Source organism: Pseudomonas sp. S2_H01 (assembly GCF_054668305.1).
On record NZ_CP162756.1, the window covers coordinates 3,195,937 to 3,208,948 of the forward strand.

6 protein-coding genes are annotated in these 13,012 nt (G+C 60.6%); 1 reads left to right on the plus strand and 5 read right to left on the minus strand.

Translation table 11 applies throughout. The features are described from left to right. Positions 1–10: 10 nt before the first annotated feature. The gene (locus AB4N84_RS14260) at positions 11–2,968 is read right to left on the minus strand and encodes a DUF748 domain-containing protein (RefSeq protein ID WP_460046788.1); all 2,958 of its coding nucleotides are present in this window, start codon (positions 2,966–2,968) and stop codon (positions 11–13) included. A gap of 112 nt (positions 2,969–3,080) precedes the next feature. Then, positions 3,081–4,097: a class I SAM-dependent rRNA methyltransferase gene (locus AB4N84_RS14265; protein ID WP_074757106.1), complete on the minus strand. Its 1,017-nt coding sequence runs from the start codon at positions 4,095–4,097 to the stop codon at positions 3,081–3,083. A gap of 1,368 nt (positions 4,098–5,465) precedes the next feature. Between AB4N84_RS14265 and mgtA the strand changes: the two genes are divergently transcribed. After that, on the plus strand, positions 5,466–8,207 hold the full coding sequence (gene mgtA, locus AB4N84_RS14270; protein ID WP_460047022.1) for a magnesium-translocating P-type ATPase: 2,742 nt from the start codon (positions 5,466–5,468) through the stop codon (positions 8,205–8,207). 277 nt (positions 8,208–8,484) lie between these two features. Here the strand turns inward: mgtA and AB4N84_RS14275 are convergent, their stop codons facing one another. From AB4N84_RS14275 to acs, 3 genes are all read right to left on the minus strand, one after another. Next, on the minus strand, positions 8,485–9,663 hold the full coding sequence (locus tag AB4N84_RS14275) for an acetyl-CoA C-acetyltransferase (RefSeq protein WP_460046790.1): 1,179 nt from the start codon (positions 9,661–9,663) through the stop codon (positions 8,485–8,487). Positions 9,664–9,858: 195 nt separating this feature from the next. Then, the gene (locus AB4N84_RS14280) at positions 9,859–10,728 is read right to left on the minus strand and encodes an oxygenase MpaB family protein (protein WP_074759207.1); all 870 of its coding nucleotides are present in this window, start codon (positions 10,726–10,728) and stop codon (positions 9,859–9,861) included. Between the two features lie 313 nt (positions 10,729–11,041). Beyond that, on the minus strand, positions 11,042–12,979 hold the full coding sequence (gene acs, locus AB4N84_RS14285) for an acetate--CoA ligase (RefSeq protein ID WP_460046791.1): 1,938 nt from the start codon (positions 12,977–12,979) through the stop codon (positions 11,042–11,044). Positions 12,980–13,012: the final 33 nt, after the last annotated feature.

The following is a 13,012-nucleotide window of genomic DNA, read 5'->3' on the forward strand; positions in this document are numbered from 1 at the left end:
TCAAAAGTCGTTACTCACTGTCCAGATGCAGGGGGCTGACGACGCGACCGTCTTTTTCCGGTTGACCGAGACTGGCGTCAACGAAGTAGACCCGCTCGTCCGCCAATTGTCCCTTGTCCACCAAATAGTCCTTGATACTGCCGGCACGGGCCTGGCCAAGCTGACGCAGCAACAGCGCGCTCGAACTCCAGGATTTGAGCACGGCGTCGCGCATCTTGTTCTGGCGCTCTTCCTTACCCAGATCAACCCACTCGGCCGGCGGCTGACCCTTCAGACGCGTGCGATAAATGCCTTCGAGCATCGGCGCCTTTTCATCGTCCGGCACTTTCAGGTCGGCGGCTTGCGCCGGCACCTTGTCGCCTCGGCGCTGAAGAATCTTGTAGTAGGTGCTCTGGTATTCGCGCTCAAGGCGTTGTTGGGCGATCAGCGGGCCGTCACTGGCTTCGGCGCTGGTGCCTTCGATCTCAAGACGCAGTGCCGGGCGTGCTTTGAGCGCTGCAGCCAGCTTGTCCAGCGAGGCCTGGGCGTCGCTGGACAACGCGTCTGAACCTGCAGCGAACGACACGGTGCCCAGGTCTTCCGAACCGCCTCCGCTGATCAAACCGCCGATGAATTTGAACGGTGCGGCAGCGGCTTTCACCACCAGATTGCGCAGGGTCTGCCAGACGATCGGCATCACACTGAACTGCGGGTTGTTCAAATCACCGGTGACCGGCAATTCGATGGAAATCTTGCCGTCAACGTCCTTGAGCAAGGCGATGGCCAGCTTCAGCGGCAGGTTTACGGCATCCGGGCTGTCGACCTTTTCACCCAGTTGCAGTTGCTCGACCACGACCTTGTTCTCGGCTTTGAGCTGACCCTTGGTAATCAGGTAATGCAGGTCCAGGTTCAGTCGGCCTTTGCGAATGCGATAACCCGCGAACTTGCCGGAGTAGGGCGTCAACGTGGTCAGCTCGACACGCTTGAAGCTGGTCGCGATGTCCAGACTGGCGAGGGGGTTGAACGGGTTGAGCGCGCCTTTGATCGTCACAGGCGCATAGCGGTCGACCTTGCCCTTGATGTCCACGGGGGCCGGTTTGTCCTGACGGTTGTCCAGCGTGCCGATTTTCCCGTTGAGCTGCTGCACGGCCGTCGCGAAGTTAGGCGTGAGGCTGAAGTCGGCGAAGTTGGCCGAGCCGTTGTTGATGTTCACTTCACCGATATGAATGCCCATCGGTTTGTCGGCGCTGGCGGTTGACTTGGTTTTGGCGGCCGCTGGCTTGCTGTCAGCAGGCTGCGGTATCAACAAATCGTCGATGTTGGTGGTGCGGTCGTCGGCGATCACGAAGCGCGCGTACGGTTGTTCCAGGTTGATCGAGGCGATGCTCAGGCTGTCGCCCAGCTGGAAGTTCAGGCCCTCGACGTTGACGCGCTCCCATTTCACGAAGTCCCGCGACTTGAGGGTGTCCAGCGTGTGCAACTGATCCACCTGCGCCTTGCCGGTGATGCCCAGCGCCAGCGGCTCGGTGCTTTTCAGGTCCACGGCCAGATCGGTGTTGAGCATGCCGCTGCGCACTTCAAGCCGAATGAACGGTGTGACATAGGATTGCGCCACGCGCAGGTCGATGTCGCGTGTGGTTACGTTGAGTTTGGCGCGAACCGGCGCCAGATTCACTTCACCCTCGGCCGTCAGCTTGCCTTGCTTGCCCAAGCCGGTGTCGAGCTTGAGGTTGAAGGGCGATTGGTTGAGGCTGTCGAAGTTGGTCAGGTCCAGATTCAGCGGCCCAACGTCGATTGCCACCGGCTCCTTGGGCACTTTGTCCGCCAGATGGATGCGGTAATCGCGCAGCTGGGTATCACGGAGCAACACCTGCCAGGGTTTGCTCGGCGTTGCGGCTTCGGTTTTCGCTGTGGTCTCGGAACCGGTTGCCGTGGCGGGCTCCTTTTTAGCCGCCTCGGCTTTCTTTTCCTGGGCCTTGGACGGCTGGCTTGCGAACAGTTTTTGCCAGTCGAGCTGGCCGTCGGATTCACGGGCAGCCCAGGTTTCCAGGCCTTCGCTGCGAATCTTGCCGACAGTGACCAGCTGTTTGGCGAGGTCGATGGACGTCTCGCTGACGTCGAGTTTCTTCAGGCGCACCAGAGGGCGGCCGTCCGGCGCGTCGATGGCGAAGGGCGCGACGCTGAGGGACGTCTTGTCCAGCAGCAGCTCGGTTTCCTTGGCCAGACTGAGCTTGTAATGGGTATTGAAGTTGAGCACGCCGTCTTTCAGTACCAGCGGTAACGCATCGCGCACGTACGGCCACCAGACTTTCATCTGGCCGTCAGTGACTTTCAACGTGCCTTCGGATGAGATCGGCACCAGGCTGATTCGACCTACCCAGTCGATCTGTCCACCTGCGGGGCCAGCGGCCACCAAGGTCATGTCGGCATTGTCTTCGGGCAGGGTGCTGAGGTTTTTCAGTTCGAAATTCAGCTCGTCGTAGAGGAATTCGATCGGCTCGCTGGGGCGCATGTCCTGAAAGTGCACGTAACCGTCCGCCAATTTGATTTCACCGATGCGTAACGGAAACGGCTTGCTCGGTGGCTCGTCAGGTTTGGCGGGGTCACTTGGCGGGAGTTTGAACAGGCCGGCCAAATTCAACGTGCCGTCCTTGGAGAACAGCAGCTCGGTCTTGGGTTTGTCGAGTTCGACAGCGTCGAGGTGAAGCGCTTTGGTCCACAGGCTGTCGATCTGCAGGTTGGCGTAGAGGCGCTCGAAACCAATCTGCTCCTTGCCCGGCGCACCGATGTTCAGGCCCCACAACGTGACTTCAAGGCTGTAGGGATTGAGCTCCAGACGCTCCAGCCTGGCCGGGACCGTGGCGTAATTGGCCAGCTGTTGGTTGATCACCCGCAACGCAATACCCGGCAGGATCAGAAATCCCAACACGCTGTAAATTGCGAAGACGGCCAGCAAGGCGCCAATGGCGCGTTTCAATCCTTTGGGCATGTAGGTCGCCAACTCTCTCGATGTGAGGTGCCTTGGAGTATGGCACGTCAATCTGGTTCCGAAGGCGTCGTCCGCAATCCGTGTAGGAAATTTCCTTGCAGTCAGTAAGTGATCAGAGCTGCAAGATCAACGTCTTGAGCGGTGGTTGTTGGTCCAACGACGGAAAGTCGGCGCCGGGTGCGAGGGTCTGACAGTCACGCACGGGACGGCCGATCTTGCTCGCACACCGCAGCACTTGGTCGCGCCACTCATCCATGTTCACTTTTGCCAGGTTGTTGCAGCAGATCAGCACGCCGTCTTCAGCGGTGGTCAGCAACGCCGGTTTCAGCAAGCTTTGGTAGTCGCGCAGCAAGTCCACAGTGCCGAAGGCACTCTTCGCCCACGCCGGTGGGTCGAGCAGCACCAGGTCGAACTGGCGTTGATCCAGTCGCGCATACGACGGCAGCTTCTGCCCGCGACGCGATGCGATGGGCAGGCCTGCGAGCTGGCGAATCGCCGGAAAGTAATCGGACTGAATGAACTGCATCGGCGCCAAGTGCGGGTTGAGATGGCCGTTCTCGCGACCCACTGCCAGATTGCCCTCGGCGAAGTCCAGATTGCAGACCTCGCTCGCGCCACCGGCAGCAGCACTCAGGCCAACGCCACAGGTGTAAGCGAACAGGTTGAGCACGCTTTTGCCTTTAGCGTGATCCTTGACCCAGCCCCGAGCGTTGCGCAGGTCAAGAAACAGCAAAGGATCCTGGCCGGCATGGCGGCCACGGACGCGATAGTTCAAACCCCATTCATGGCCGACCAGATCCGCCAGCGCTGCATCGTCTGCCTTGTAAACGGCATCACTGCGGTCGATCCGGGAGTTGCCCTGGGAGCGGTCGTTGTAGACCAGCAGCAGCTCCAGACCCAGATGCGCGTTGACGGCGCTGTGCAGCGCCAGCAGCGCGTCGCGATCAAGGCTGGTGTGAAAGCTTTGCACCAACAGTTGCGGGCCATACCGGTCGATGGTCAAGCCACTCGCACCTTCCTGGCTGCCGTGGAACAGGCGATAACAGTCGGTGCCCTGGGCATGCAGCTCAGCGAGCAGGGATTGACGGTTCTCGAGGGCGACGCTGAGCGCCTGATTCAACGAAGACATGCACGGCGCCTTGGTGCGGGAATAAGGGCGTGCGAGTTTAGCAGCAAGGCCTTTATCGGTGTTACGGCGTGTAATGCTACGTGGCGAACACAAACCTGTAAGCCGGCTTGCTGGCGAATGCGGACTGTCATTCACCATTGATGTAGCTGACCTATCGCATTCGTCCGAAGTGCGGCCCATACCCTCGTAACCTCGGACGTCTCCCACAGGTCCTGCTTTGCAATCAAGCCCTGTGGCATGTCTCAAACAGTTGGAAGACTCACGCCCAGATCGGGCAGACCAAGGTGTCTGACTGCCGCGAGACCTGTAGGAGCTGCTGGAGGTTACGACAGTGGCGAATGCGGTGGGACAGGTACATCGGCGGTGACTGATACACCGCATTCGCTGCCCTCGTAACCTCGGACGTCTCCTACAGGCCCTGCTTTGCAATCAAGCCCTGTGGCATGCCTCAAACAGTTGGAAGACTCACGCCCAGATCGGGCAGACCAAGGTGTCTGACTGCCGCGAGACCTGTAGGAGCTGTTGGAGGTTACGACAGTGGCGAATGCGGTGGGACAGGTACATCGGCGGTGACCGACACGCCGCATTCGCTGCCCTCGTAACCTCGGACGTCTCCCACGGGAGCAGCGTCGGCCCACTTATCAGTGTCCTAGCTTCAGAATTTTAGGAAGCGAGTCGTGGCACAAATAGATGCGCGGCGTTCCGACCTGTAGCCGGCTCGCTGGCGATTGCGATAGATCAAGCGCTAAAAAAGGGATTGCCCTACCGCAGCCCCTGTAGGAGCGCGCTTGCCCGCGAATGCGATTTATCTGAAAAAAACAGGTCGCCTGATACACCGCCATCCCGGGCAAGCGCGCGCCTGCAATGGCCGTTTTTCACCATTCCTGAACCTTTCCTGAAGCCAAGCGCAATAGTCCTGGCGGGGGCGTAATGGCCGTTTACACTCCTGAAAGCCGGGCGTATTCTTCGCCCGTTTTCAACCAATGCGGAGACCCACAGTGGGTACTTGTTCGAGTGACAGACGTCAGCCGGTTTCGATGACCGGCCCATTCTCGGCGAGTTAACGCGCAGTCATTTTGCTGCCGTTCGCTCGCCGACAATCGCGAGAAACGGCAGTGCTTTTACTCCCGTAGCAGTCCTGCATACCGGTGGTGGCGTCCTTGAGGTCGCGACCACCGGCGAGCAGGGCCGTTGCAGATGGAGCGCCCTGTCCCCTTCCTGACGTTACACCCGCGCGGCCTTTACGGTCGCGGGCCATACCTTGCGTGTCGTTCCTTGCGGAGCTTCACGTGCGGTCGGCCGTACCTGCCTGGGCCTTTTAGTCGTCAGCCCTTCAGTCCAGGGGACACAGCCATGAAGTTCACCACCCTGAAGCTCGCCCTCCTCAGAGAGTTTTTCGCAGGCTTTCTGCGCACCCGTCATTTTGGCCGGCACTTTCGCCGGCTGGCGATGCTCGACAGCGTGACCGACGCCACCGTCAGCCGCGAAGTCCCGCCAACGCTGGCGCAAACCTTGACCCGGGGTGCGACCAGCGACGTACCCGAACTGCTGACGCGTCTGGGCAGTCATGCCGAAGGCCTGACCGAAGCCGAAGCCCTGGCGTTGCGCGACCAGCACGGCCTCAACGAAGTCGAGCACGAACAACCGCTGCCGTGGTGGGTGCACCTGTGGCACTGCTACAAGAACCCCTTCAACCTGCTGCTGACCTTGCTCGCCTTCATCTCATGGCTGACCGAGGACATGAAAGCCGCCACCGTGATCTTCTCGATGGTGGTGCTCTCGACGCTGCTGCGTTTCTGGCAGGAGACCCGCTCCAATCAGGCAGCCGATGCGCTGAAAGCCATGGTCAGCAACACCGCGACCGTGATGCGTCGCGCCGAGGTATCGCAGGATGACGCGCAGGCCAACGGCGGCGGCAAACAGCGCATCGAATTGCCCATCAAGCAATTGGTGCCAGGCGACCTGATCGTGCTGTCGGCTGGCGACATGATCCCCGCCGATTGCCGCGTGCTCAGTGCCAAGGATCTGTTCGTCAGTCAGGCGGCGATGACCGGTGAATCGATGCCGGTGGAAAAATTCGCGCGTCGGCAGGAGGGCGATACCGGCAACCCGCTGGACCTGGAAAACATCCTGTTCATGGGCACCAACGTGGTGTCGGGAGCGGCGACCGGGGTGATTCTGGCAACGGGCAATCACACCTATTTTGGCGCCTTGGCTCAACGGGTCAGCGCCACCGACCGCGCGCCGACGTCCTTTCAGGCCGGGGTCAACAAAGTCAGCTGGTTGCTGATCCGCTTCATGTTCGTGATGGCGCCGCTGGTGCTGTTCATCAACGGTTTCACCAAGGGCGACTGGATGGAGGCGTTGCTGTTCGCGCTCTCCATCGCGGTCGGGTTGACCCCGGAAATGCTGCCGATGATCGTCACCTCGACCTTGGCCAAGGGAGCGGTCTTTCTGTCGCGCAAAAAAGTCATCGTCAAACGCCTGGACGCGATCCAGAACTTTGGCGCCATGGACGTGCTGTGCACCGACAAGACCGGCACCCTGACACAGGACAAGATTTTCCTGGCCCGGCATGTCGACGTCTGGGGCGATGAGTCCGACGACGTGCTGGAAATGGCTTACCTCAACAGCTACTACCAGACCGGCCTTAAGAATCTGCTGGATGTGGCTGTGCTTGAGCACGTGGAAATCCACCGTGAGCTGCGCGTCGGCACCCACTTCAGCAAGGTCGATGAAGTGCCGTTTGATTTCACTCGGCGGCGCATGTCCGTGGTGGTGCAGGAGCAAGGGCAGGCGCATCTGCTGATCTGCAAAGGCGCGCTGGAAGAAGTCCTGGCCGTGTGCAAGCGCGTGCGTCACGGCGAAGTGGACGAAGCGCTGACCCCTGAATTGCTGACGCGCATCATGCAGGTCACGGCTGAATTCAACGACGAAGGGCTGCGTGTGGTGGCAGTGGCCGCGCGTTCCATGGAGCAAGGGCAGGATGCTTATGGACTGGCCGATGAAAGCGACCTGACGCTGATCGGGTATGTCGCGTTTCTCGATCCGCCCAAAGAAAGCACCGCGCCTGCACTCAAGGCCCTGGCCGAGCACGGCGTCGCGGTCAAAGTGCTGACCGGCGATAACGAGCGTGTGACCGCCAAGATCTGCCGCGAAGTGGGGCTGGAGCGCCAAGGTCTGCTGCTTGGTGGCGATGTCGAGCGCATGAGTGATGCCGAGCTGGCGGTGGCGGTGGAAACCACCAACGTGTTCGCCAAGCTGACCCCGTCCCATAAGGAACGCATCGTTCGGCTGCTCAAGGCCAACGGGCATGTGGTCGGGTTCATGGGGGACGGAATCAACGATGCGCCTGCGTTGCGGACCGCCGACATCGGCATTTCCGTGGACAGCGCCGTGGACATCGCCAAGGAAGCGGCGGACATCATCCTGTTGGAAAAGAGTCTGATGGTGCTGGAAGAGGGCGTGCTGGAAGGGCGTCGTACCTTCGCCAACATGCTCAAGTACATCAAGATGACGGCCAGTTCTAACTTCGGCAACGTGTTTTCGGTGCTGGTGGCGAGTGCGTTCATTCCGTTCCTGCCGATGCTGCCGATGCACCTGCTGGTGCAGAACCTGCTGTACGACATTTCGCAGATCGCCATTCCGTTCGATAACGTCGACGAAGAATTGCTGAAAAAACCACAGCGTTGGCAGCCCGCGGACGTTGGGCGCTTCATGATGTTCTTCGGACCGATCAGCTCGATCTTCGACATCACGACGTTTGCGGTGATGTGGTACGTGTTCGGTGCCAACACCCCAGAGCATCAGACCTTGTTTCAGTCGGGCTGGTTTGTGGTGGGGCTGCTGACTCAGACGTTGATCGTGCACATGATCCGCACACCGAAGATTCCGTTCCTGCAAAGCCGTGCGGCGATGCCGTTGATGGTGATGACCGGGGTGATCATGGCCGTCGGGATCTTCCTGCCGATGGGCCCGCTGGCGCACTACTTCAAACTGCAGGCGCTGCCACCGCTGTACTTCGTCATCCTGCCGCTGATCCTGTTGGCGTATGTGGGGCTGACGCAGGCGGTGAAAGGGTTCTACGTGAGGAAGTTTGGTTGGCAGTGATGTTTGAGCGGTGTGATCGTGCCCACGCTCCGCGTGGGCACGCATTCCTTGACGCTCCGCGTCGCTCGCGCGGTGACGCGGAGCGTCCGGGGCTGCATTCCCACGCGGAGCGGGGGAACGATCAACGCGGATTGCTTTTGATTCTGGCCGGAGGCCGTAAGAGCGCGATTCCTGTGGGAGCGCGCTTGCCCGCGAATGCTTTGGGTCAGACACCAAAACTATGTCTGATTCACCGGCCTCTTCGCGGGCAAGCGCGCTCCTGCAAGAGCCTTCGTGTTTAACGGGCCAACGCCAGCGCCACGCCTTGACCACCACCGATGCACAAGGTCGCCAGACCTTTCTTCGCATCGCGTTTGATCATTTCATGCAGCAACGTCACCAGCACGCGGCAGCCCGATGCACCGATCGGGTGGCCGATGGCGATGGCGCCGCCGTTGACGTTGACCTTTTCCATGTCCCAACCCAGCTCTTTACCCACCGACAGCGATTGCGCGGCGAAGGCTTCGTTGGCTTCGATCAGGTCCAGCTCGTCCAGCGACCAGCCGGCTTTGTCCAGGCAGCGGCGGGTGGCGCTGACCGGGCCAATGCCCATGATTGCCGGGTCAACACCGGCGTTGGCGTACGCCGCAATGCGTGCCAGCACCGGCAAGCCCAGTTCTTCGGCCTTTTTCGCGCTCATCAGGATCACGGCTGCTGCGCCGTCGTTCAGCGACGAAGCGTTACCGGCCGTCACGGTGCCGTCTTTCTTGAACGCGGGTTTGAGTTTGCCCAGCGACTCGGCAGTGGTGCCGGCGCGCGGCTGCTCGTCGGTGGCGAAGGCGATCGGGTCACCTTTGCGCTGAGGAATCAGGATCGGGGTGATTTCGTCAACGAAGCGCCCGGCGTCAATGGCGGCAGCGGCTTTCTGTTGCGACGAGGCGGCAAACGCGTCCTGTGCTTCACGGCTGATGCCGTACTTTTCCGACAGATTCTCGGCGGTGATGCCCATGTGGTAATCGTTGAAGGCATCCCACAAACCGTCGCTGATCATGGTGTCGACCATGGTCGCGTGGCCCATTCGCAGGCCGGTGCGTGCACCCGGCATGACGTAGTTCGCCAGGCTCATGCTTTCCTGACCGCCCGCGATGATCACATCGGCGTCGCCACAACGAATGGCCTGGGTGCCGAGGTGCAAGGCTTTCAAGCCCGAGCCGCAGACCTTGTTCAGGGTCATCGCAGGCACGGTGAACGGCAGGCCCGCCTTGATCGACGCCTGGCGCGCAGGGTTTTGTCCTGCGCCGGCCGTGAGCACCTGGCCCATGATCACTTCGTCGACTTGCGCAGGGTCCAGGCCGGTTTGTGCCAATAGCTGACGAATGACCGCCGCGCCCAGGTCAACGGCAGGAATGTTCGCCAGCGAACCCTGGAAACTGCCCACCGCGGTGCGGGTTGCGGCAACGATAACGACGTCTTGCATGGTACGAATCCTCACTGTTGTTGGTTTAGCCGCCGGGACCGGACTAAAAGCTGAAGAGGAAGACGGTCCGGGACAGCGGAATCAAGGGCGCACATGGTGGCATGAATGACGGGGGCAATTTAAGCCCTCTGTCGTTTTGCTTCATGCGGACCAGACACAAGCCTTGCTCCTACAGAAAAGAGGAGGTGGCATCATTCACAGCACACCCATCCGCCGTCTGGCCCGATGAACCGAGGCATTGCGCACCGCCCAGCGCAGAACCGGCGCGGTGCGATTCACGCCGGCACGGATCATTTTGCGCTTGAAATCGCCCATCTGGATATCAAACAGGTCGCCGGCAAATCCGGGCAGCAAGTCCATCCCGGCCCGCATCATCAGGTTGCCCATTGGCTTGGCCATGCGACTGGGGGCAGGTGCTCCCTGCAGAATCCGCAGCACTTCGCGTGTACGTGCATCGCACCGCAATTGCGGGCGCATGTTCTCCAGATATCGGGCGATGTCCTGCGCCGATCGTGGCACCTGTTGGGCACCGAGGCGTTCGGCAACCAGCGCGGTTTCGGCGTAGTACCGATCCTGATCCTCAAGTGACAGCCCCGGGTTCAGGTAGCGCAAGTGCGCCGCCATGAAGCTGCTGACTTCCGCCACATGCACCCATGTCAGTAACTCCGGATCGTCCGCGGCATACACGCTGCCGTCCAGGGTGGTGCCGCTGATCTGCGAATGAATGCTACGCACCTTGTCGATCAGCCAGTTGGCATCGTGGGTGGAACCAAAGGTCGTGCCCGAGATGAACTGCCCGGTCCGCCGCAGACGGCCGAGCATGTCCTCGCGAAAGTTGGAGTGATCCCAAACACCGGCCAGCACGCGCGGGTGGAGCATCTGCAGCATCAGCGCGCAGATGCCGCCGATCAGCATGCTGGGAAAGTCGCCGTGCACCTGCCAGCACACCGCCTGCGGCCCGAACAGCCCGGGATCGCCCTTGGGGTTCTCCATGTCGAGCTGACCCAAGGCCAGACCGGTCATGCTCATGACCTGGGTTTCGATGCGTGTGCGGATGAATTCCATGGGTACTCAATTGAATTGTCTGACGCCTGTGTGGGTGGCGTCCCAGGACTGTAGGAGCCGGCTTGGTGCGGGCCGCGTTCGGACGAATGCGGTGGATCAGCTACATTGATGCTGAGTCACACTCCGCATTCGCTGCCCTCGTAACCTCGGACGTCTCCTACAGGGATCGGGTTGATGCGCAAACTTGTGCTCAAACCTCAAACCTCAAACCTCAAACCTCAAACCTCAGACCTGTGGGAGCCCCTAAACTTGTGGCCAGCAAGCCGGCTCCTACACGTCCGCGCTATGCTGGCGATAGGCAAGGGGCCGTGATTCAGGTGTTCAAGCGCTTCTCGATCAAACCCTCCACCACGCTCGAGTCCGCCAGGGTCGAAATATCCCCCAGGCTGTCCAGTTCGTTGCAGGCGATCTTGCGCAGGATGCGCCGCATGATCTTCCCCGAACGGGTTTTCGGCAAGGCCGGGGCCCACTGAATCAACTCCGGTTTGGCAAAACTGCCGATTTCTTTACTGACCAATGCCAGCAGATCCTTGCGCAACGCGTCGTCGGGCTCGATCCCGGCCATGGTCGTGACGAACGCATAAATCCCCATGCCCTTCACATCATGGGGATAACCGACCACCGCCGCCTCAGCCACGCTGTCGTGTAACACCAGCGCGCTTTCGACTTCGGCGGTGCCGATCCGGTGGCCCGACACGTTGATCACGTCGTCCACACGACCGGTGATCCAGTAATGCCCGTCCTGATCGCGGCGCGCGCCATCGCCGGTGAAGTAATAACCGGGATAGGGTTTGAAGTACGTCTCGACCATGCGTTTCTGGTCGCCGTACACGCCCCGGATCTGACCGGGCCAGCTGGCCTTGATCGCCAACAAACCGCTGGTGGCGCCTTCGAGCTCCTTGCCCTTGTCGTCCAGTAACACGGGTTGTACCCCGAACATCGGCTGGGTCGCGCAACCCGGTTTCAGTGGCGTGGTGCTGACCAGCGGGGTGAGCATGATGCCGCCGGTTTCGGTCTGCCACCAAGTATCGACGATGGGGCAACGTTCTTTCCCGACCTTGTGGAAGTACCATTCCCACGCTTCCGGGTTAATCGGCTCACCCACCGTGCCGAGCACGCGAAGTGATTCCCGGCTGGTGCTTTCCAACGGTTTCGGGCCCTCACGCATCAGGGCGCGCAAGGCCGTGGGTGCGGTGTAGAAAATGTTCACATGGTGCTTGTCGATGACCTGCCAGAAGCGCGAGGTGTCCGGGTAGTTCGGCACGCCTTCGAAAATCAGCGTAGTGGCGCCATTGGCCAGTGGGCCGTAGACGATATAGCTGTGGCCGGTGACCCAGCCGACATCGGCGGTGCACCAGTAGATCTCGCCATCGCGATAATCGAACACGTATTTGTGCGTCATCGCTGCCTGCAACAGATAACCGCCGGTGGTGTGCAACACGCCTTTGGGTTTCCCCGTGCTGCCAGAGGTGTAGAGGATGAACAACGGGTCTTCGGCGTCCATTGGCTCGGGCGGGCAATCGTCGCTGATGCCGTGCAAGGCCTCGTGATACCAGATGTCACGGCCCTCAACCCAGTCCACCTCGCCCTCGGTGCGTTTGACCACCAGCACGGTGCTGACGTCGGGACAGCTTTGCAGTGCTTTATCGACGTTCTGTTTGAGGGGCACGTACTTGCCGCCGCGCACGCCTTCGTCGGCGGTGATCACGGTCTGGCAATCGGCGTCGAGGATTCGGTCGCGCAATGCGTCAGGCGAAAACCCGCCGAACACCACCGAATGCACTGCGCCGATCCGCGTACACGCGAGCATCGCGTAAGCCGCTTCCGGAATCATCGGCATATAGATGCACACACGGTCGCCTTTCTTGACCCCACGTGCTTTCAGCACATTCGCCAGACGAGCAACGTTGTGGTGCAGCTTCTTGTAGGTGATTTCCGCCGACTCTGAAGGGTTGTCCCCCTCCCAGAGGATCGCCACTTGATCGCCACGCTTTTCCAGATGGCGATCAATGCAGTTGTAACTGACGTTCAGCTGGCCGCCTTTGAACCAGGTCGCAGTGCCGGTCTTGAGGTCGGATTGCTGAACCTCATTCCAGGGTGTCGACCAGTCGAGGAATTGTTCGGCCTGTTCGGCCCAGAACTCATCGGGCTGTTCAATGGATTGCCGATAAAGCCGCTGATAGTCGTCTGCGCTCAGTTGGGCAGCCTTACGGGTGGCGTCGGCGTGGGGATACTTGCTGAGATCGAACATGGCGTCTCCCTTTTGTTTTGCTTGCGGCATGAC